16 protein-coding genes, 3 tRNA genes and 1 pseudogene are annotated in these 21,181 nt (G+C 74.7%); 11 read left to right on the forward strand and 9 right to left on the reverse strand.

What is annotated here, in order from left to right; all coding sequences use genetic code 11:
• Positions 1-503, reverse strand: a pseudogene (locus E2C05_RS34670) (S1 RNA-binding domain-containing protein); the annotation flags it as partial.
• Positions 504-1,270: 767 nt separating this feature from the next.
• Here E2C05_RS34670 and E2C05_RS16310 point away from each other — a divergent pair.
• The 4 genes from E2C05_RS16310 (at position 1,271) to E2C05_RS16325 (ending at position 8,131) form a co-directional block, all read left to right on the forward strand.
• Positions 1,271-2,461: an N-acetylmuramoyl-L-alanine amidase family protein gene (locus E2C05_RS16310; RefSeq protein ID WP_133220709.1), complete on the forward strand. Its 1,191-nt coding sequence runs from the start codon at positions 1,271-1,273 to the stop codon at positions 2,459-2,461.
• 396 nt (positions 2,462-2,857) lie between these two features.
• Positions 2,858-3,811, forward strand: coding sequence for a UbiA family prenyltransferase (locus E2C05_RS16315; RefSeq protein ID WP_200306205.1), 954 nt, complete (start codon positions 2,858-2,860; stop codon positions 3,809-3,811).
• Between the two features lie 22 nt (positions 3,812-3,833).
• Positions 3,834-5,531, forward strand: a complete 1,698-nt coding sequence (locus E2C05_RS16320) for a hypothetical protein (protein ID WP_133220710.1) — start codon at positions 3,834-3,836, stop codon at positions 5,529-5,531.
• A 59-nt stretch (positions 5,532-5,590) separates the two neighbouring features.
• Positions 5,591-8,131 carry a penicillin-binding protein 1A gene (locus E2C05_RS16325; protein ID WP_133220711.1) on the forward strand — a complete coding sequence of 847 codons (2,541 nt, stop codon included), beginning with the start codon at positions 5,591-5,593 and terminating at the stop codon, positions 8,129-8,131.
• Between the two features lie 167 nt (positions 8,132-8,298).
• On the opposite strand, the gene E2C05_RS16330 is transcribed toward E2C05_RS16325, so the two are convergent.
• On the reverse strand, positions 8,299-9,531 hold the full coding sequence (locus E2C05_RS16330) for a DUF1501 domain-containing protein (RefSeq protein ID WP_133220712.1): 1,233 nt from the start codon (positions 9,529-9,531) through the stop codon (positions 8,299-8,301).
• Between the two features lie 56 nt (positions 9,532-9,587).
• Positions 9,588-11,138 carry a DUF1800 domain-containing protein gene (locus E2C05_RS16335; protein ID WP_158292166.1) on the reverse strand — a complete coding sequence of 517 codons (1,551 nt, stop codon included), beginning with the start codon at positions 11,136-11,138 and terminating at the stop codon, positions 9,588-9,590.
• 284 nt (positions 11,139-11,422) lie between these two features.
• On the opposite strand from E2C05_RS16335, the gene prfB reads away from it, so the two are divergent.
• Positions 11,423-12,554, forward strand: a protein-coding gene (gene prfB, locus E2C05_RS16340) for a peptide chain release factor 2 (RefSeq protein ID WP_133220714.1) whose coding sequence is annotated in 2 segments (ribosomal slippage) — positions 11,423-11,491 and positions 11,493-12,554 — 1,131 coding nt in all. Because the reading frame shifts where the segments join, the coding sequence is not laid out codon by codon here.
• A gap of 117 nt (positions 12,555-12,671) precedes the next feature.
• Here prfB and E2C05_RS16345 read toward each other — a convergent pair.
• The gene (locus E2C05_RS16345) at positions 12,672-12,971 is read right to left on the reverse strand and encodes a hypothetical protein (RefSeq protein WP_133220715.1); all 300 of its coding nucleotides are present in this window, start codon (positions 12,969-12,971) and stop codon (positions 12,672-12,674) included.
• Positions 12,972-13,183: 212 nt separating this feature from the next.
• On the opposite strand from E2C05_RS16345, the gene E2C05_RS16350 reads away from it, so the two are divergent.
• From E2C05_RS16350 to E2C05_RS33040, 3 genes are all read left to right on the forward strand, one after another.
• Positions 13,184-14,467, forward strand: a complete 1,284-nt coding sequence (locus E2C05_RS16350; RefSeq protein WP_133220716.1) for a glycosyltransferase family 4 protein — start codon at positions 13,184-13,186, stop codon at positions 14,465-14,467.
• Positions 14,468-14,744: 277 nt separating this feature from the next.
• Positions 14,745-16,157: a mannose-1-phosphate guanylyltransferase/mannose-6-phosphate isomerase gene (locus tag E2C05_RS16355; RefSeq protein ID WP_240046764.1), complete on the forward strand. Its 1,413-nt coding sequence runs from the start codon at positions 14,745-14,747 to the stop codon at positions 16,155-16,157.
• Between the two features lie 89 nt (positions 16,158-16,246).
• Positions 16,247-16,411, forward strand: coding sequence for a hypothetical protein (locus E2C05_RS33040; protein ID WP_158292167.1), 165 nt, complete (start codon positions 16,247-16,249; stop codon positions 16,409-16,411).
• A 72-nt stretch (positions 16,412-16,483) separates the two neighbouring features.
• Here E2C05_RS33040 and E2C05_RS16360 read toward each other — a convergent pair.
• From E2C05_RS16360 to E2C05_RS16380, 5 genes are all read right to left on the reverse strand, one after another.
• Positions 16,484-16,558, reverse strand: a tRNA-Thr gene (locus E2C05_RS16360).
• Positions 16,538-18,109: a hypothetical protein gene (locus tag E2C05_RS16365; RefSeq protein ID WP_133220718.1), complete on the reverse strand. Its 1,572-nt coding sequence runs from the start codon at positions 18,107-18,109 to the stop codon at positions 16,538-16,540. Before E2C05_RS16365 ends, E2C05_RS16360 begins: the two co-directional genes overlap by 21 nt.
• A 448-nt stretch (positions 18,110-18,557) precedes the next feature.
• Positions 18,558-18,785 (reverse strand): hypothetical protein, encoded by a 228-nt coding sequence (locus E2C05_RS16370; protein WP_133220719.1) that lies wholly within the window; start codon positions 18,783-18,785, stop codon positions 18,558-18,560.
• Between the two features lie 150 nt (positions 18,786-18,935).
• Positions 18,936-19,700, reverse strand: a complete 765-nt coding sequence (locus tag E2C05_RS16375; RefSeq protein ID WP_133220720.1) for a 2-keto-4-pentenoate hydratase — start codon at positions 19,698-19,700, stop codon at positions 18,936-18,938.
• Positions 19,701-19,793: 93 nt separating this feature from the next.
• Entirely contained in the window at positions 19,794-20,474 is a 681-nt protein-coding gene (locus E2C05_RS16380) for a TrmH family RNA methyltransferase (protein ID WP_133220721.1), read from the reverse strand.
• Between the two features lie 271 nt (positions 20,475-20,745).
• Here E2C05_RS16380 and E2C05_RS16385 point away from each other — a divergent pair.
• From E2C05_RS16385 to E2C05_RS16395, 3 genes are all read left to right on the forward strand, one after another.
• Positions 20,746-20,828 (forward strand) — tRNA-Tyr (locus tag E2C05_RS16385).
• Positions 20,829-20,900: 72 nt separating this feature from the next.
• Positions 20,901-20,974 (forward strand) — tRNA-Gly (locus E2C05_RS16390).
• Between the two features lie 91 nt (positions 20,975-21,065).
• A partial coding sequence (locus E2C05_RS16395; protein WP_133220722.1) for a GTP-binding protein occupies positions 21,066-21,181 on the forward strand: 116 nt, incomplete at its 3' end.

Raw genomic sequence — 21,181 nt, forward strand, 5'->3', positions numbered from 1 at the left:
GCCTCTGCGGCGGGCGGTTCCGCCTGCGCGTCGATCGACGCCGGCGCGGCGTCGGTGGCCGACCCCTGCTGCCCGGCCTCGAGCGGCGAGGCCTCGGCCGCCGCCACGCTCTCGCCGGCGTCCGGCTCGGCCGCCGGTTCCGCCGCCGGCTCGGCGGCGCGGTCCATCGCCGATTCCGGCGGCGCGTCCTCGTCCTCCTCATCCTCCTCGCGCGCCTCGGCCGCCTGCATCTCCAGCAGGCGCTGCCGGTCGGCGACCGGGATCAGGTAGTAGTCCGGATGGATCTCGCTGAAGGCGAGGAAGCCGTGCCGGTTGCCGCCGTATTCCACGAAGGCGGCCTGCAGGCTCGGTTCCACCCGCACCACCTTGGCCAGGTAGATGTTGCCCTTCAGCGGGCGCCGCGTGGCGGCTTCGAGGTCGAATTCCTCCAGCCGGTTGCCGTCCAGCACCACCACGCGGGTTTCTTCCGCGTGGGATGCGTCGATCAGCATGCGCTTTGTCATCGAAGCAATGGCTCCGTGCCGGGCGCGGCGCCAGCGGCGCGTCCCGGCGGATCGGGGTGGCGTGGCCCGATCAAGGACGACCGCATCGCGCCGGCATCAAGCAAGCCATGCCTCCATGCGCGCCGGTCCCGTCCTCTCTCGGCGGGGCGGGCCACAGGCAACCGGCGCGCCAGCGGGGCATGCGGCGGTCACCCGGGACGGCGCCCCAGGTTCGTGCCCACGCGCAAGGCGCGACGCCCGGCAAGGGGCGAAGCGGCGTCGGTCACGCTGGCACCGGGGGCCGTCCCGTGAGAGGAGGATGCGGCCGAGGGTCTGGGCGCGACAGGTCCCGCGGGGACGGAGGCTGGCAAGCCGGCCCGGCCCGCAAGGCGCGGGGGGCTGGCATGGCGGTCCGGCGAAACGCGGGTGCGACCAAGAACAGGCCGACCCCAAGCCGGATGTGCCGCTGGCCGTGCCGGGGATCCGCCAACCGCGTGGCCGGGTCCTGCCGGCGCGACCGCGCCCATACCTCCGCCGGCAGCGGGCGCCGCCGGGGCGACTCACCATAGGCGAGCGCCGCCGGGTTTCACAAGGCCGACGCATGGCCCGGCCACGCAAACCGCGGACCACAGGGCTCGGCGGGGCGGCACGAGGGCGCGCACGTCTTGTTTTCCGGGGCAGGGCGGGCGCCCAGGCCCCGCCATTCCGGTCGGCGCATCTTGGCGGTGGCGCCGACTCGCGCCGGCCTGCTAGGCCCCCGCCTGCATCTTCGGGGGAGGGTGCGACGCATGGGCCAGGACCTGGCCGGCCGGGGGGTGGGGCTGGACCCGCCGGCATCGAAGGCAGGACCGGGCCGCCGGTCGCTGCTGGGCTTGGCCGTCGCCCTGGTGGCGACGCCGGCTGCCGCCGCGCGCCCGCAGATCACCGCGGCCGGCGGCCGCACCCGCCTGGTGCTGCCGCTCGGCCGGCCGGTCGCCTGGTCGCTCTCCGCCGCCGCCGATCCGCCGCGCCTGCTGCTCGACCTGCCCGGCCTGCCGCCGGAGGGCGCCGCGCGGCAGCCCGGCGCCGGGCTGATCCGGGCACTGGAGCGGCGCGGCACGCCGCAAGCTCACCAGCTTGTGATCCTGCTGTCGGGCCCGGTGGCGCCCCCTGTGCTGCGGGAGGCGGGCGGCCGCCTGACCATCGAGCTGGCGCGCGGCCCGGCCGCCGGCTTCGCCCGCCTGGCGGATGGACGGGTGCTCGCCGCGGCCACGCCATCCCGGGCGCCGCTGCCGCTCATCGTCCTCGACCCCGGGCATGGCGGGAAGGATCCCGGCACCATCGGTGGCCGCGGCACGCTGGAGAAGCGGATCACCCTGGCCGCGGCGCTCGAGCTCAAGCGCCAGCTGGAGGCGGGTGGCCGCTGCCGGGTGGTCCTCACCCGCTCCCGCGACGTCTTCGTCCCGCTCGGCGACCGGATCGAGATGGCGCGCAAGCGGGAGGCGGCGCTGTTCCTCTCTCTGCACGCCGATTCCGCCCCCGGCGCCCGCGGCGCGAGCGTCTACACCCTGTCGGAGACCGCCTCCGACAGCCTCTCGGCGGCATTGGCGCAGCGGGAGAATGCCGCCGACCGGAAGGGCGGCCTGCGGCTGCCCTCCGTCCCGCCCGAGGTGCAGCGGATCCTGCTGAGCCTGATGCGGCAGGAGACGCGCACGGGGTCGGAACGGCTCGCCCGGCTGGCCGTGGCGGCGCTGGAGGGGGAGGTGCCGCTGCTCCCCAACACCCATCGCCGGGCCGGCTTCGTGGTGCTGAAGGCGCCGGACGTGCCCTCGGCGCTGGTGGAGATGGGCTTCCTCAGCCATCCGCAGGACGAGGCGGCGCTGAACCGGCCGGCGCATCGCGCCCGCGTCGCCGCCGCCCTGGCGGAGACGGTGCATCATTTCCTCGATGCCCGGCGAGCGCTGCAGGCGGGGGTGGGGGCGGATACCGCGCCCGGCTGATGCCCTGGCCGGCGGCTGCCGGCATCGCGGCGCGGCATGAAGGCGCGGCCGCGATCCGGCCTTCCGCCCCGGGCATCCGCCGCCACCGCCTCCTGCCCGCCCGCTTCGGATGTCGGGCCTGGCCCGCCCTTACCCGGCCCGGCGTCATGCCCCGCCGTCTGCCGGACAGTCCCGGTGCGGGACGGCGAAAATCCAGAACGAGGCCAAATACAGTATTATAGTTCTATCCAGGGTTGATATATTTGATCGCCGGTCGCCACGATTGCGCTAGCGGCCACCAGTTCACGACCTGCTGCGCCCCGCCCGGCCCGCCGGGCGGCTAGTGCTGACCCCGACCCCACCAGGGCCGCGGCACCCCCCTGCCGCCGCGGCGCCGCAGATCGGGACCGCAAGGCATTGAGCGACAGCATCCTCGCGCGCGGCGGCGGCCGTGCTTCCGACTACCTGCGCATCGCGCGGCCGGACCATTGGATCAAGAACATCTTCATGCTGCCGGGTGCGGCGCTGGCGATGGTGCTCGGCCAGGTCTGGCAGCCCTCGGCGATCGGCGCCGTGCTCGCCGCGCTGGTGGCGCTGTGCCTGATCGCCAGCGCCAACTACACCATCAACGAATACCTGGACGCGGCGACCGACCGCTTCCACCCGCTGAAGCAGGCGCGGCCCGGCGCACAGGGGCGGCTGGACCGCCGCATCGTCGCGCTGCAGTACCTGCTGCTGGCGGCGGCCGGCCTCGGCATCGCCATGCTGCTGGGGCGGCCCTTCCTGCTGACCGCCTGGGTCCTGCTCGGGATGGGCATCCTCTACAACGTGCCGCCGATCCGCACCAAGGACCGCGCCTATCTCGACGTGCTGTCGGAAAGCGTGAACAACCCGCTGCGGCTGCTGATGGGCTGGTTCGCCATCATCCCGGATGCGCTGCCGCCCTCCTCGCTCATCCTCGCCTACTGGTTCGGCGGCGCCTTCCTCATGGCGATGAAGCGCTATTCCGAATACCGGCGGATCGGCAACCCGGAGATGGCCGGCAATTACCGCCGCAGCTTCCGCTTCTACACCGAGGACACGCTGCTCCTGTCCTCCTTCTTTTACGCCCTGCTGGCGAGCTTCCTGCTGGGCGTCTTCCTGGTGAAGTACCGCATCGAATACGTCCTGGCGCTGCCCTTCTTCGCCGCGCTCTTCACCTGGTACCTGGCGATCGCGCTGCGGTCGGACAGCGCCGCGCAGGCGCCGGAGAAGCTGCACCGCGAACGCCGCTTCATGGCCTTCTGCGCCCTGCTCGGCGTCGTGGTGGCGGTGCTGACCTTCGTCGAGCTGCCTTTCCTCGAGGCGCTCATGGTCCCGCTGCGCTACTGACCATGCCGGCGACCCCCCCGCCGTGAGCTTCGAGCGTCCGGCCGGCGCCCTGGCGCCGGACCCAGGCCTGGCGCCGGCCCGAACGGCGGGTCGCCGCGCATTGCTGGCGGCCTGCGCCGCCGCCCCGCTGCTGCCCTTCCTGGCGGCGGGGACCTTCCCCAGCCAGGACGGCCCGCCGCATATCGAGACGGCGCTGCTGCTGGACCGCATCCGCGCCGGCACCGCCCCCGTCGTCGCCGCCGCGCTGCAGGAACGCGATCCGGGGCTGAGCAATGGCGGCGCGCTGCACGCCCTGTCCTGGCTGCTGCGGCAGGTCGACCCGCTGCGGGCGGAATGGCTGCTGGCCCTGGGCCTGACGCTGCTGCTGCTGGGCGCGGTGCTGCTGGCGCACCGGCTGCTGCGGGGGCGCCCGGGCGACCTGGCCATCGGCACGCTGCTCTGCGCCCCCCTCATGCTCTACATGGGGTCCTTCAACCTGGTGCTGGCGATCGCCGGCGGCCTGGTCGCCGCCGCCGCCGCCATGCGCCTGCTGGAGACGGGGCGGGCGCGCTTCGGCCTGCTCTACCTGGCCGCCGCGCTGCCCGGCTGCCTCGCCAACATCCAGCTCGCGGTGCCGCTGCTGGCCGGGACCTTCGGCGGCCTCGCCGCCCTGGCCCTGGGGCGCTGGCGGCAGGGCGGCCGCCCCTGGCCCGCGCGGGCGGAGGCGATGCTGGCCGGCTTCGCCCTGCCGGTCATCGGCCTCGTCCTGCTCTATGTCGTCACCATGCCGGGCGGGGAGCTGACGGCGCAGGCCACCTGGGCGCCGCGGCGGCAACTGGCGGCGCTGCTGCTGCGCGGCGACGTCGCCTGGTTCTGGTGGAGCGACCTGGTCCTGCTCGGCCTGCTGAACCTGGCGATGCTGGCCGCCGCTGCCTGGTGGCTGCGGCGCGGCGCCGCGGACCCCGCGGCCCGCTGGGCGCTGGCGGGCGCCGCCGCCCTGGCGGTGCTCACCCTGGTCCTGCCGATCGACACCGGGGCGGTGCCGCAGATCCCGATGCGGCTGGCGCCCTTCCTGCAGGGGCTGCTCTTCCTCTGGTTCCTGCGGGCCGGGCTGCCCGCCGCCTGGCGCAGGCCGATCCTGGCGCTCGCCCTGGCCGCCGGCATGTCTCTGGTCGTCACGCGCAGCCTCGGCCACCAGGCGCTGGCCGGCCGCATCGCCGAGATGCGGGCGGCCGAGGCCGAGATCCCGGACGGATCGGTGCTGGATGTGCTGCGGCTGTCCTGGGTCACCTCCCGCCCCACCGCGCCGCACGAGACGCCGGCGCACCACCTGGGCGGGTTCCGCATCCGCTTCTCCCCCTTCATCCATCCCGGACGGGTCGTGGGGCAGCGGGACATCCTCGACCTCGGCAACTACCAGTGGCTGGCCAAGTGGCGGATCTTCCGCCTGCACACCCGCCCGGCCCTGGCGGCGGTGCCGGGGGTGGGGCAGCTCGACTGGTCCCTGCACGAGCAGCAGGTGCCGGGCGGGCTGGCCGGCCATCGCGCCCGGCTGCGGGCGGCGACCGGGCGGGACATCGACTACCTCCTGCTCTGGACCGGCGGGCTGGACCCGGCGGCGCTGGCGGCCCGCGACCCGCTGGCGGCCGAGGTGCTGGCCGAGCTGCGGGCGCAGTTCGAGCCGGTTTTCCGCTCGGCCCCCGGCGGCCTTGCCGAGGTCTGGCGGCGGAAGCCGGAGTGACCGGCCGGGCACTCCGGGGCGTGATCGCTTGCGAAAGCAAAGCGGTGTAAGAGGCCGCCATGTCCCCCCGCGACGATCGTGCCGAACCCCTGCCGGAACACCCGTCCGAGCCGCCGGAGACGCGCGGCCAGGCGCGGCCGGCCAAGCCGGCGCGGCCGCGCCGCCGCCGCAGCCTGCTGGGTGGGCTGCTGCGCGCGGTGCTGGGCCTGGCCGCCATCGGCCTGGTCGGCGGCGGCATCGCCGGCGTCGGGCTCTACACCCATGTCGCCTCCGACCTGCCCGACTACCGCTGGCTGGCCGACTACCAGCCGCCGCAGATGTCGCGCATCTACGCCGCCGACAGCCGCCTGCTGGCCGAGCTGGCGGCGGAACGGCGGGTCTTCGTGCCGGTGGAGGCCATCCCGAAGCGGCTGCAGGCCGCCTTCGTCAGCGCCGAGGACCAGCGCTTCTGGGACCACCACGGCGTCGACCCGCTGGGCATCGCCCGCGCGGTCTTCACCAACCTGGAGCAGTACGGCACCGGGCGGCGCGCCGTCGGCGCCTCCACCATCACCCAGCAGGTCGCCAAGAACATGCTGGTCGGCGCCGACCGCACCCTGCTGCGCAAGGCGCGGGAGGCGATCCTGGCCGTCCGGATCGAGGAGGCGCTGCCGAAGGAGCGCATCCTCGAGCTGTACCTGAACGAGATCTTCCTGGGCTACCAGGCCTATGGCGTGGCGGCGGCGGCGCAGGCCTATTTCAACAAGGGCCTCGACGAGCTGACGCTGGGGGAGATGGCCTTCCTCGGCGCGCTGCCGAAGGCGCCCAACAACTACAACCCGCTGCGCTTCCCGGAAGCCGCCCGCGCCCGGCGCGACTGGGTGCTGGACCGCATGGCCGAGGACGGCGCCGTGACGCGGGAGGAGGCGCAGGCCGCCAAGGCCGAACCGATCCAGCCTCGGCCGCTTCGGCGGCCCGAGGTGGTGCCGGTCGGCCAGCACTTCACCGAGGAGGTGCGGCGCGAGCTGATCAACCGCTTCGGGCAGGAGCAGACGACGCAGGGCGGCCTGGTCGTCCGCACCTCCATGGATCCGGCGCTGCAGGCGGCGACGGAACAGGCGCTGCGCAACGGGCTCTCGGCCTATGACCGCCGGCGCGGCGGCTGGCGCGGGCCGGTCGCCCGCATCTCCGCCGGCGCCGCCGACTGGATGCCGCAGCTGGAGGCGGTGCCGCGCCCCGGCGGGGTGCTGCCGGAATGGAAGCTGGCGGTGGTGCTGGAGATGCGCGCCACCGATGCCCGCCTCGGCTGGGTGGAGCGGCCCGATCCGCGCGGCCCGTCCCAGCCCCGCACCGCCACCCTGGCGCTGGAGGATGCCGCCTGGGCCCGCAAGGCGCTGGGCGAGGGGCGGCTGGGCCCGGTGCCGCGGCGGATGCAGGACGTGCTGGCGGTGGGGGAGGTGGTGCCGGTGGAGGTGCTGCCGGCGGTCCCCGCCCAGGGCCGCACGCCGGGACGGCCGGAGCGGCTGGTGCTGCGCCAGGTGCCGCAGATCGAGGGGGCGGTGGTCGCGCTCGACCCGCAGACCGGCCGCGTGCTGGCCATGGCCGGCGGCTGGTCCTTCGACCGCAGCCAGTTCAACCGCGCGACCCAGGCGCTGCGGCAGCCCGGGTCCTCCTTCAAGCCCTTCGTCTATCTCCCGGCGCTGGAGGCCGGCGTGCCGCCGACCCAGCGCTTCCTCGACGGGCCGATCGAGGTGATGACCCCGCAGGGGCTCTGGCGCCCGTCCAACTACACCGAGGGCAGCTTCAACGGCTATGTCACCATCCGCACCGCGCTCGAGCGGTCGCTGAACCTGGTGACCATCCGCGTGGCGCAGGAAGTCGGCATGGCCAAGGTCTCGGAGACCGCGGCGCGCTTCGGCGTCATCGACGCGATGCCGCGCTACCTGGCGATGTCGCTCGGGTCCGGCGAGACGACGGTGCTGCGCATGGCCGCCGCCTATGCCGGCTTCGCCAGCGGCGGCCGCAAGGTGGTGCCGACCTTCGTCGACAGCGTGCAGGACCGCCGCGGCAAGGTGATCTGGCGCAGCGACGCCCGCGGCTGCCAGGGCTGCGACGCGCCGGGGGAGGCGCCGCCCGAGCTTTCCGACAACCGCCCGCAGATCACCGACCCGATCGCCGCCTACCAGATGACGAACATCCTGACCGGCGTGGTGCAGCGCGGCACCGGCACGCGGGCGGCGCAGGGGCTGAACCGGCCGGTGGCCGGCAAGACCGGCACGACGAACGACTACGTCGACAACTGGTTCGTCGGCTTCACCCCGGACATCGTGGTGGCCGTCTGGCTCGGCTTCGACGAGCCGCGCTCGCTGGGCCGTGGCGAGACCGGCGGGCAGAACGCGACCGTGGTGTTCCGCGACGTGCTGGCGGCGGCGCTGAAGGACAGCCCGCCGGTGCCCTTCCGCGCCCCGCCGGGCGTGGCGCTGGTGCGGGTGCAGGATGGCGGCGCGACCATCATGGAGGCCTTCCGCCCGGGCACCGAGAACAGCGCCCGGCCGGTGGGCGGCGACGGCGCCGCGGCGACGGCCGGCACCACCGAACAGGGCCTCGGCGGACTGTACTGATCCTGGCGGCCGTCGATCGTGACCGATCAGCGGCCCCACCTCCGGCGCCCCCTTCGCCTTGGGCCGCGCCGCGAACCGCGGCGGGGCGGCACGGTCGGCGGCGCCCGTCCGGGCGCCCGGCCTCCATGGCACTTGCCTGACGCCGTTCCGGGGCGGCGGGCCGCGGCTCAGCCGAAGGGCGCGGGCGCCCCGGGCGCGAGGTCGGCGATCACCCGGCGGAAGACGTCGCGGTAGTCGGTGGCGACGCGCAGGTCCACGCCCTCCTCCAGCGCCTCCGGCGCCAGGCCCGGCCAGGGGCCGAATTCCCGACCCAGGCCGAAGCGCCGCCGGCCGCCGCCGCCGAAGGCGAGGACGGTGCCGGCCCGGCCATGATCCGTGCCGCCGCTGCGGTTCGGCCGCAGCCGCCGGCCAAATTCGCTGACCACCACCACGCCCCAGCGCCGAGGCAGGTCCGCCAGGTCGGCATCGAGCGCGGCGAGGCCATTCGCCAGGACGCGCACCCGCTGGGCCAGGCGGCCCGCCTGGTTCTCATGCGTGTCCCAGCCGCCCAGGTCCACCGCCGCGGCGGTCAGCCCGGGATCCAGCTTCGCCACCTGCGCCACGGTGGCGAGGCCGCGGCCGAATTCGGCGGCCGGGCCGTAGTCGACCCCTGGGGCGGGTGCATAGGGCTGCACCTGCCCTGCGGCGTTGCGCGGCAGCAGCCGGTCCAGCCCGTGCAGCGCGGCCAGCGCCGCCCGCCCTGCCGCCGCCTCCGGTCCCGGCGCGCCGGCATGCAGCGCCGCCAGCATCGCCTCGCCGAAGGCGCCGCCGGGCAGATCGGCGCCGCGCGCCAGGGTCGGCAGCGCCAGGCTGCGCGCGCTGCCGAGCAACTCCGCCACCGGGCGGTCCTGGCCGGAGAGCGCGACCACCGGCGCGGCGCCGCCCACCGCCTCGGCCCAGGCGCCCAGCCAGCCCCGCCGCGCCGCGTCCGCCCGCCCCGCCTCCCCCTGGTGGCCGAGGCCGCGGCCCATCAGCGCCTGCGCCTCGAAATGGCTGCGGGTCGGCTGCGGCAGGCCGGCGGCCGGCCAGATGGCCATGCGGCCGTCCTGCCAGATCCCGGCCAGCGGCGCGGCATCCGGATGTAGGCGGAAATCGGTGGCGGGGGAGGCGTCCAGCCGCGCGCCGGCGCGCTCGCCCGCCGCCGCGGTGCGCAGCCCGGCCGCGCGGAGGTCCACGAAGCGGGCATCGTCGGCGGGCGAGAGCAGGTGTAGCCCGTCCATCCCGCCGCGCAGGAAGACGAGGATGAGCAGCGGCACCGCGGGCGCCGGGGCGGCGGCGAAGGCCAGGCCGCGCAGCCCGGGCAGGGCGGCGGCGCCGAGGCCGGCGCGCAGCAGGCCGCGGCGGTCCAGCAGCAGGGTCATGGCGCGGCGCGTCCCTTCATGCTCGGCAGGTTGCGCTGGCAGGGCGGCATCGCCGCTCAGCTCCGCTGGAAGGCGGGGGCGGCCAGCACCCAGCCGGCCAGTTCAGCCACCTCGGCCGTCGCGGGGCGGTCCGGCCGCCCGGCCTCCGCCCAGACCCGCGCCACCGTCGCGGCCACCGGCCCTCCGGCAGGGCCGAGGGCGAGGGCGGCGAGGTGCCCGGCCACTTCCGGCGCCGGCTGGCCCGCTATCGGCTCGAACAGTGGCGACGGGCCGGCGCCCATCCCGGCCCGCGCCAGCCCGGCCAGCAGGGCCCAGCGGCTGCGCAGCGCCCCGGCGCCGGCATAGAGCTCGGCCTCCAGGGGCTGGCCATCCGGCGAGGCCCAGCCGAAGGGCAGCTGCCCGGCCGCCGCCATCTGGCCGAACACGGCGGCGCCGGGTGCCAGCGGCACGGCATAGGCGCGCGCCGCGGCCGCCAGCGCGTCCAGCGGCCGCCGCATGCGCCCGAGCCGCGGGTCGGCGATCTCCGGCCCCGCCAGGATGGCGCGCACGGTCCGGGCGATCTGGTCGGGCGCCGCCGCCTGCGCCCGGAAGGCGGCGACGGCGCGCGCCACCACCGGCTCCGGCGCCGGGTCGCCGACCAGGAAGCGGACCAGCTTGCCGCAGACGAAGCGGGCGGTCGCCGGGTGCCCGGCCAGTATGTCCAGCACCGCCCGGCCATGCGCCATGGCGCCGGCGAAGGGGTCGAGCGGCCGGCCGAGGAACAGCTTCTGGTAGGGGTCGTGCCAGGGCTCGACGAAGGCGAACTCCCCGCTGTCGGGCAGGCGGCGGCCGGGGTCGAGCGCCTGGCCGGCGGCGACGGTCCAGCCGGTGAAGGCCCGCGCCGCCTCCCAGACATCGGCATCGACATAGCCGGCGGGCTGGCCGGCGGCGTCGCGCGGCACGTCGCGCGCGCTGCGGGCGGCGCCGAGATAGGCGGGGCGGCCGAGCGTGTGCAGCTCCAGCAATTCGCGGGCGTAATTCTCGTTCGGCGCGCCGGCGCGGGAGGACTGGTTGTTCAGGTAGAAGAGCATGGCCGGGCTGGTCGCCATCGCCTCCAGCAGGGCGCGGAAATTGCCCAGCGCCTCTCCGCGGATGCGCCGGTCATGCTCGATCAGGGAGAGCGAGACCGCCGGCCCCGCGGTGTAGGCGACGGAGAAATGGTCGTGCCAGAACTCGACCAGGCGCTCGCGCAGCTGCGCCTCCGCCGTCGCCTTGCGGACCAGGGTGGCCACGGAGAGCTCGAGCCGCGGCCGGTCCACCTCCGGCGGCGGCACCGGCCGGTCCTCCCGCGGGCGGAGGCGGAACAGCGCCGGCTGGCTCTGGCCGAGGCGCGTGAGGGGCCGGCTGTCCTCCATCGCCGGCCAGCGGCCATCCTCGGCCGGGTAGCGGATGGGCAGGCGCAGCGCGGCGAGGCGGGCGTCGAGCGCCGGCTCCTCCGCCGGCAGGGCAAGCTGGTGGTCGAGCCACGCCGGCAGGCCCTGCCGCGCCAGGCTCGCGGCCTCCCCCGGCTGGGCGCCATAGGCGGCGCGGGCCAGGATGCGGTGGGCGGCGTCCGGGCCGGTCGGCATGCTGGCCAGGGTGACCTCCTCGGGGCGCGACGTCGCCCGGCGCACCAGGACCGGCCGGCCCGCGCCGGGGGGCGCGCCGGAACCGCCCCGGCCTCGCACGATCCGCGCGCCGGGCGGGGCCGCCGGTGCCGCGGCGGCCGGGCTGCGCTCCGTCGCGGCCAAGGGACGATAGCGGCCCGCCAGGTGGCGGGTCGAATGAAACCGGGCCAAGGCTTTCGCCATGCGCGGTGCCGGCGCGCGCGACCGCGCTGGACGGGGCGCCCGCCCGGCCCTATCTCCCGCCCATGCGCGCAGACGCCGAATCCCTGAACGAGCAGATCACCGCTTCGGTGTCCCTGCTGAGGAGGCATCTTTGACTGGGATGCCGCCCTTCGCCGCCTCGATGAGCTGAACGCCCAGGCGGAAGACCCCAATCTCTGGAACGATGCCGCCGCCGCGCAGAAGCTGATGCGCGAGCGCACGCGGCTGGCCGACCAGGTGGAGGGCGTCCAGAAGCTCGAACAGGCGGTGCGCGACGCGCTGGAGCTGATCGAGCTGGCGGAGGCCGAGGCCGACCAGGCCACCGCCGACGCCGCCGTCGCCGACCTGCAGGCCCTGGCCACCGAGGCGAAGAAGCGGGAGATCGAGAGCCTGCTCTCGGGCGAGGCGGATTCGAACGACTGCTATGTCGAGGTGAATGCCGGCGCCGGCGGCACCGAGGCCCAGGACTGGGCCGAGATGCTGCTGCGCATGTACCAGCGCTGGGCCGAGCAGCGTGGCTACAAGGTGACGGTGACCGACCGCAGCGACGGGGAGGAGGCGGGGATCAAGTCCGCCACCATCCAGGTCAGCGGCGCGAATGCCTTCGGCTGGATGAAGACCGAGAGCGGCGTGCACCGCCTGGTGCGCATCAGCCCCTTCGGCGGCAACGACAAGCGGCAGACCAGCTTCGCCAGCGTCTATGTCTACCCGGTGATCGACGACAAGATCGAGATCGAGATCAACCCGGCCGACCTGAAGACCGATACCTTCCGCGCGTCCGGCGCCGGCGGCCAGCACGTGAACAAGACGGAATCGGGCGTGCGCTTCACGCATATCCCGACCGGGATCGTCGCCGCCTCCACCCAGGACCGCAGCCAGCACCGCAACCGCGCCATCGCCATGGAGATGCTGAAGGCGCGGCTGTACGAGCTGGAACTGCGCAAGCGGGAGGCGGTGAGCGACAGCATCGAGGCCGGCAAGACCGATATCGGTTGGGGCCACCAGATCCGGAACTACGTGCTGCAGCCCTACCAGCTGGTGAAGGACCTGCGGACGAACCTGGAGAAGGGCAACCCGGCTGCGGTGCTGGACGGCGACCTGGACGACTTCATGGCCGCGGCGCTGGCCGCCCGCGTCGGCGCCACGCGGTCTGAAGCGAGCGCCAACGCCCGCTGAGCGGCCCGAGCGCCGCCAGGGCCTCTCGCCGGCCCGCGGTCGACAGCTTCCAGGCTGTCCGCCCCCGGGTTCCTGCGCGAACCGCCGATGGCCCGCCGCGCCGTCGGCGCTGCGCCGTCAGGAGTCCGCCTGCGGCCCCGGGATGGCCGGGGCCCAGCCGCCGAGCCGCAGCGTCACGCGGTGGCGCACCGCGGGATGGCGCAGAGCCACCTCCTCGCCGCGCACGGCGCAGTGCCAGCCGCCGCCGCGGGCATGCCGCAGCAGCACCGCCGGCAGGGCGACGATGCCCGCCGCCGCGCGACGGCTGCTGACCAGGATCCGGTCAGGCGCGAACTCCACGCGCCAGCCCTCGCGTTGGGCCAGCCGGAGCAGGGCGGAGAGGACCGACCAATCGGTCCGGTCGAAGGCAGGCTGCATGGCCCGACGGTAAATAAAAGCCTGCCCCGTCGTTGCGGCGCACGCGCAAACGTGTGGCGCCGGGCGCGTCCGCGGCCGTGGATGGCCATCACCTTCCCGTTGGACAGGCCGGGGCCGGCCGGTGCATGACGCGGCGGGCCGCACCCCGCGCCGGCCGGGCGCCCTGATGCCCGGCCGGCGCGGGCGGGGCCGGCAGTCAGGATCGGCGGGCGATGCGGGCCTTCTTCGTGCACCAGAATTTCCCCGGCCAGTACCGGCATGTCGCGCCGGCGCTGGCGGCCCGGCCCGGGACGCAGGTGATCGCGCTGGGAGAGAATGCGGGGGACCCGCTGCCGGGCGTGCAGCACCTGCGCTACCAGCCGCCCACCGCCGCCGGGGAGAAGACGCATCGCTACCTTCGCCGGCTGGAGGCGGCGCTGTTCCGCGGCCAGCAGGTGGCGCGCGCCGCGCTGGCCCTGAAGGAACGCGGCTTCGCCCCCGACATCGTCTGCTGCCATCCCGGCTGGGGGGAGGGGCTCTTCCTCCGCGATGTCTGGCCGGAGGCGAAGCTGCTGTACTACTACGAATACTACTACACCTCGACCGGCGGCGATGTCGGCTTCGACCCGCCGGGGCCGGTGGCGATCGACGACGCGGCCCGCGTCCGCACGCTGAACGCCAACCACCTGCTCTGCCTGCAGGCCTCCGACTGGGGGCACACCGCCACCCGCTGGCAGGCCAGCCGCTTCCCCGACTGGGCGCGGGCGAAGCTGTCGGTGGTGCATGAGGGGATCGACACCGAGGCGATCCGCCGCCTGCCCGATCCGAGCCTGACCCTGCCGGATGGCCGCACGCTCCGCCGCGGCGACGAGGTGGTGACCTTCATCGGCCGCGGCCTCGAGCCCTATCGCGGCTTCCACATGTTCATGCGCGCCCTGCCGCTGATCCTAGAGCAACGGCCGGCGGCGCAGGTGGTGGTGGTGGGCGGCGACGACCCGCATTACGGATCGAAGCCGCGGGAGGGCGGCACCTGGCGGGAGGTGATGCTGGCCGAGCTCGGCGAGCGGCTGGACCTGTCGCGCGTGCACTTCATCGGCAAGGTCCCGCATGCGCAGCTGCAGGCGGTGCTCGGCCTGTCGGCGGCGCATGTCTACCTGACCTATCCCTTCGTGCTGTCCTGGTCGATGCTGGAGGCGATGGCGAACGAATGCGTCGTCATCGGGTCCGCCACGCCGCCGGTGCAGGAGGTGATCGAGGACGGGAAGAACGGCCTGCTGGTCGATTTCTTCGCGCCCGGGCAGCTGGCCGCGACGGTGTCGAAGGTGCTGGCCAGCCCGGCCAGCTACGTGCCGCTGCGCGCCGCGGCGCGGCGGACGGTGGTGGAGCGCTACGACCTGCGCAGCCGCTGCCTGCCGGAACTGCTCGGGCTGATCGAGGATGTCGCCGCGGGACGCCGGCCGCGGCTGGGCGGCAGCCTGGAGCGCATGGCGACGGAGCCTGACGGGCCGCCGGCATGACGCCGCGCCGCGGCGGCCGGCGCCGTCGGCCGGATGCGACGGCCGCGCGGGACATGCCGACTGGCCGGGCGGGGCGAGGGCACGCCTTGCCCCGGGGCGCCTGCGCGGCGGACGCGGTTGCCGCGCGCAGGGCGGGCCTTGCCGCGCCGCTGCCGCCGGCCGGCCGGTGGCCATGGATTGGCAACAAACATCCTTTATTGGGTCGCGGCTCCGCCCGATTGTCGCCCGGTTCCCGGTGCGGTAATGCGGCGGTGTCTGCGCAGGGGATGGCTCCGCGGTGATTGTTCCGGTGATCCTTTCCGGTGGCACGGGCACGCGCCTGTGGCCCCTGTCGCGCGAAGGCTATCCCAAGCAGTTCTGGCCGCTGGTGACGGCGCGCACCATGCTGCAGGAAACCGCGGGGCGCGCCAGCGGCCCGGACTTCGCCGCGCCCGTCGTCGTCTGCAACGAGGCGCATCGCTTCCTGGTCGCCGAGCAGCTGCGCGCCGCGCAGGTCGATGGCGCGCGCATCCTGCTGGAGCCGCTGGGCCGCAACAGCGCGCCGGCCATCGCGGCGGCGGCGCTGCTGCTGCGGGCGCAGTCACCGGATGCGGTGCTGTGGATCATGGCCGCCGACGCCTCCATCAAGGACACGCCGGCGCTACATGCGGCGCTGGATCGCGCGGTGGCGGCGGCGAAGGTGGGGCGCATCGTCACCTTCGGGATGAAGCCGACCACGCCTGAGACCGGCTACGGCTATATCGAGGCCGGGGCGGATGTGCCCGGCGCCGCCGGCGTGCAGGCGGTGGCCCGCTTCGTCGAGAAGCCGGATGCGCGCGCGGCGGAGGATTTCGTCGCCGGCGGCCGGCATCTCTGGAACAGCGGCATGTTCGTCGCCACCGCCGCCACCCTGGTGGCCGAGCTGGAGCGGCATGCGCCGGATGTGGTGCGCGCCGTCGCCGCGGCGCTGGAAGGCGCGCAGGGCGACCTCGACTTCGTGCGGCTGGGCGCCGAGGCCTTCCGCGCCGCGCCGTCCATCTCCATCGACTATGCGGTGATGGAGAAGACCGACCGCGCCGCGGTGGTGCCGGCGGATATCGGCTGGTCCGACCTCGGCTCCTGGGCGTCGATGTGGGATGTCGCGGCGAAGGATGCCGGCGGCAATGTCGCGCATGGCCCGGTGGAACTGGTGGACAGCAGCGGCTGCTATGTCCGATCCGAAGGGATCCTCACCGGCGTCGTCGGGCTGAAGGATACGGTGGTGATCACCACCGAGGATGCGGTGCTGGTCATGCCGCGCGACCGCGCGCAGGACGTGAAGCTGCTGGTCGAGCGCCTGCGCGCTGCCGGCCGCAAGGAGGCGACGGAGCATCGCCGCATCTACCGCCCCTGGGGCCATTACGAAGGGCTGATCCAGGGCGACCGCTTTCAGGTGAAGAAGATCTCGGTGCGGCCCGGCCAGAAGCTGTCGCTGCAGAAGCATTTCCACCGCGCCGAGCACTGGGTGGTGGTGAACGGCACCGCCATCGTGCAGCGCGATGCCGAGACGCATCTGCTGCGCGAGAACGAGAGCATCTACCTGCCGCTCGGCTGCGTCCATCGCCTGGAGAACCCGGGCATGATCCCGCTGACGCTGATCGAGGTGCAGTCCGGCGCCTATCTGGGCGAGGACGACATCGTACGCATCGAGGATACATACGGCCGCGCGTGACCTTCGTGTCATTCGCAACCATGCCGCGAATCTGATGTGGACGCACACGGTGGGATATGCATGATCCCTCCGGGGTGCGGAGGGGTTGGATGTCGGTGTCCCTGGGCGGATCGAAGCTGGGTGTCCGGCGAACCGTCGTGCTTGCGGCTGTCGTCGCCGCATTGTTCTGCACGATGGGATGGGTGTCGATGGGGCGGACGCCGGCAGCGCAACGCGTGGTGGATACGGTGAAGCCCTACGATCCCCTGCCGTGAGTGACAAGGGCGGCACCGCCAGGCGCGGTGCCGCGATGCTGATCCCCGGGGATCCTCAGCGACGAGGCCGGCTGGTGCCGGGTGAGGGATTTGAACCCCCGGCCTTCGGTTTACAAAACCGCTGCACTACCGCTGTGCTAACCCGGCCCGGCCCGGCTCATACCGTGGCGCCGCGGCGCGGTCCATCGTCTCGCGCGGTCGCGCAAGGGCGGCGAGCGAGGCGACGGCCAGCAGCGTAACCGGCCAGGTGATCCGGCTCTGGTAGCGGCCATGCACGGCCGACAGGGCGCCGGACAGCACCGCATTGCCCAGCACCAGCGCCACCGCCAGCGCCGCGGCGGCGAGGATCGGTCCGCGCCGTGCGCCGCGGGCCAGGGCGGCGGCCACGCCCAGCCCCGCCAGCGCCAGCCAGAACAGCGCCTGCTGCACAACATCCTGCGCCCGGCGCCAGGCGGCGAAGCCGGGGTCGGCGCGGCTCGCCAGGCTGTCCGCCGACAGCCGCGCCGCGGGATCGCCCATCTGCCGCAGCAGCTCGACGAAGCTCGGCTGCGGCGGCTCCACCAGCGCCGGGTCGATCCACAGCGTCACCAGCTGCCGGGCGGCATTCGCCAGGCTCTGCCGCGCCTGCGCCCCGGGATGCTCGCGCAGCACGCGGCCGGTGATCTCCCGCGCCTCGGCCAGGAAACGGTCGCGCTGGTCCCAGTGCCGCAGCCAGGGCGAGTCCGGCCGCCACAGGAACAGGTCGGAGTCGAGCCGCCAGAAGCCGGGATCGCGGCAGAGCAGCCAGTCGGCCCCCTGCGGACAGGCGTCCTCCAGCACCGTCCCGGCCGTGCCGTCGCCGACCATGCGGGCCAGCAGGAAGAGTGGCGAGCTTTCCGACAGCGTGGCCTTCTTGCCGAAGGCCAGGTTGGTGCCCAGCAGGCCGCCGGCGGCGGCCAGCAGCGCCAGGCCGGCGATCCCCGCCCGCCACCAGCGCAGCGCATCCCGCCGCCCGTCCAGCCACCAGCGGGCGCCGACCCCGGCCACGGCGCCGGCCGCGGCCAGCGGCAGGTGGCTGAGATGGCTGCCGATCAGGAAGGCGCCCAGCAGCGCGAAGCCAGCCGCCCGCCACGGCTGCCGCAGCCAGTCGCCGCCCAGCACCAGCAGCGCGAGCCAGAGGGCGAGGCAGCCGGTCAGCACATCCGGCATCACCAGGCTGGCCAGCCAGGGCGCGGAGGAGGCCAGCAGCGCCGCCGCCATCGCCAGCCGCGCCCAGCCCGGCGGCGCCGGCCCCAGCAGCGCCCGCAGCAGGGCCCCGGCCAGCAGCACCGCCAGCAGCGCCTGGGCGAAGGGCACCAGCAGCACGGTCAGCGCCGTGGCGAAGGGCAGCAGCGCCAGGCTGTAGGGCGCCGGTCGGAGGAAGAAGGGATTGCCGGACAGCGCCACCGGCGCGGCCTGCCCGGCGCCCGGAGCCGCCGCCGGCGCCGCCGCGCCGTCCTCCCCGCCGCCGAAATGCGACGGCATGTAGCCGCGATACTGCCCGGCATCGGTCGAAAGCCGGCCGCGCGCCAGTTCCTGCGCGAAGGCGAAGGGCTTGCGCAGGTAATGGGCGGTGTCGTTGAAGACCAGCGGGAAGCCGTTCACCAGCGCCGGCAGGCAGAGCAGCAGGGCGAGAAGCCCGGCCTGCAGCGGGCGGGACAGGCGGGACAGGGCGGGCATCGGCGGCAACTCCTCCGGGCACCGCGCAGCGGGGCGGCGGCGTCGCGGGACGCGCGCGCGCAGTGCGCCGCATCATCCGGAGGCAGCGGGGCAGGAACAACCGCACAGCCCCGCCAGCCGCTTCATCATCGCGTGCCTGATGACCCGGGCCTTCGGATGCGGCTTCCGGCCGGGCCGGCGAGACCGGATGGCAAGGCGGCCTGGGCCCGGGGCCGCCTGCGGCGGCGGCGGGGTCCCTGGGCCTCTGCGCCTTGCGGGTGCGAAGGGGGGGAAGCGCGACAAGGCCGAAGGCGGAACGACCGGCGCGGCGCATGCAGCCGCGCGGCCGCGGCCTGTCCGAGGCGTCGAGGCGCTTCGCGCCCATCCCCCCGTTGCGGCAGGAACGGCCGAGGGTCGCCAGCCGCCGCGTTGCGGCAGGCGGCAGGCGGCAGGCGGCAGGCGGCCGGCGTCAGGCCTGGCCGATCGGCCCGAAGGCTTCCCGGTTGGTGGCGCGCACCACCGCGGCGAACAGGCGCAGCGCATCCGGTCCGCCGCGGTCGAGCAGGGTGCCCATGTCCATCTCGGCCGCCAGCACTTCGGCATGGTCGGCCAGGGTTTCCGCGGCGCGGCGCAGCGCTTCCCGCGACAGGGCGAGCTGCTGTTCCTCGGTCAGGGTGGTCCATTCGGCGTGCGGCATGGGGTTTCCATCGCGGCCCGCCATCCTGGCGAAGATCAACGACATCGTTTCGGCCACCGCAGCGGGTGGCGTCGCCATCCTGGACCGGCCGGGGTTAACGCCGCGCTTCCTCGCGCCCGCTGGCCGGCCCCGGCCCGGCGGCGGGCGGCGTCAGCGGAAGGTCAGCCGCGCGCTGCCCAGCAGGTCGAACTCGGCGACCACCTCCCCGGGGCCATCCAGCCAGATCGGCGGAGTGACGGAGCCGAGCCAGACCACCTGCCCGGCCTTCAGCCCGCCGAAGGCCCGCGCCGCGCCGGACCCGGCCAGCCAGGCCAGCGCCGCCAGCGGATGCCCCAGCAGATCCCGCCCATGCCCTTCCCCGACCACCGCGCCGCCGACATGGAACACCCCCCTGGCGGCGCCGAGGTCGAGGTCTCGCCACCCCGTCACCGGCAGGCCGATGACGCCCGAGGCATGGAAGACCTGGTCGGCGATCAGCGTCGGCGTGCCCAGCTCCGCCAGGTCGCCATAGCGCCGCTCGACGATCTCGATCGCCGGGAAGACCTCGGCCACCGCCTCGGCGGCTGCATCCTGGGTGACCGGCCCTGCCGGCAGGTCGCGGCCGAGACGGAGGCCGATCTCGCACTCCACCCCCGGGTTCAGGAAATCGGCGAAGCGGAATTCGGTGCCGGAGGGGTTCACGCTCTCCTTCGGGACGAAGCCGGCGGCCGGGCCCGACAGGCCCAGATAGGCCTGCATCTGCTTCGTGGTGGCGCCGATCTTGAAGCCGGCCGGCGGCACCGCGCCCAGGCGCTCCGCCACCTCGAACTGCACGGCATAGCCGGCCTCGGGCGTCGCCGGCGCGTCGGCGCCGAGCGGGGCGAGGATGCGCCTGGCCTTCCAGGCGGCGATGATGGCGTCAGCGGCGGCGGTCATTCCTGGTCCCTCCCGGTCCCTGGGAGAGGGCTTTGCCCCCTCCCGAACCCTCCCCCACCAAAGGCCGAAGGGCCTTTGGAAACCTCGAGTCCTCTACCCGCGGGCCAGTTCGTACAGCGCGACGGCGGCGGCGGCGGAGACGTTCAGGCTCTCCATCTCCGACGAGATCGGCAACCGGCACAACTCGTCGCAATGCTCCCGCGTCAGGCGGCGCATGCCCTCGCCCTCGGCGCCCAGCACCAGCGCGACGCGGCGGCCGGCGAGCCCGGCCTGGGCCAGCGTCACCGGCGCCTCCCCCGCCAGCCCCACCACCCACAGCCCGGCCTTCTTCAGCGCCTCCAACGCCCGGGCCAGGTTCACTTCCCGGACCACGGGCACGATCTCCAGCGCGCCGGAGGCGGCGCGGGCCAGCGCCCCGGTCTCGGGCGGCGCGTGCCGGTCTTGCATGACCAGCGCGGCGGCGCCGAAGGCGGCGGCCGAGCGGAGGATGGCGCCGACATTGCGCGGGTCCGTCACCTGGTCCAGCACCAGCACCGGGCCGGGCCCATGCTCCAGCGCGCGGTCGAGCGGCAGGTCGGGCAGGGGCTCGGCCAGCAGGGCGGCGCCCTGGTGCACCGCATCCTCCGGCAGGAAGCTGGCGAATCGGCTGCGCTCCACCGCCTCGGGCGCGATGCGCCAGGGCGGCGGCAGCCGCGCGGCCAGCGCCGCCGCCGCCTCCTCGGTCAGCAGCAGGCGCTTGAGCCGGCGGGCCGGATTCGCCAGCGCCGCGGCCACGGGGTGAAGCCCGTGCAGCCAGACGCCGCCCGCAGGCGGCGGCGCCGGGCCGCGCGGCCGGCCTTCGGGCGGGCCGCGGCGTGGCGGGAAGGGGGACGGGGGATGGGGGCCGCTGCGCGGCGGGCCTCGGCGCATCGCCGCATCCTGCGCCCGCCGTCGCCGCTGTCCAGCGCGTGTGGCGTCGATCCGGCCGAAGCGCGCAAGTTGACAGGACAGGATGAAACCGGATAACCCGCGCCACCCGCCGGCCTGGGGGCCATCGCAGGACCGCGGAGGGGTGCCCGAGTGGCTAAAGGGGACGGACTGTAAATCCGTTGGCTTGCGCCTACGTTGGTTCGAATCCAACCCCCTCCATTTCTCCCTGCGCCGTCCCCATTTGCCGGCGGTGCCGGGACCTGTCTGTGCACCGACGGCGACGCTGCGGCCGCGGGTGTAGCTCAATGGTAGAGCAGAAGCCTTCCAAGCTTATGACGGGGGTTCGATTCCCCTCACCCGCTCCATCGCGCGCGGGCACGGCAGGGTTCGGGGTGGTGTGTCGCCCAGGCGCCGATGGTCGGCGGCACGGGCCAGTTCGGGTGAGCGGAGCCGACGATGGCGAAGGCGAAGTTTGAGCGGAACAAGCCGCACTGCAACATCGGGACGATTGGCCATGTTGACCATGGCAAGACGTCGCTGACGGCGGCGATCACGAAGGTTCTGGCGAAGAC

This window comes from Paracraurococcus ruber, assembly GCF_004353985.1.
GTDB lineage: Bacteria > Pseudomonadota > Alphaproteobacteria > Acetobacterales > Acetobacteraceae > Paracraurococcus > Paracraurococcus ruber.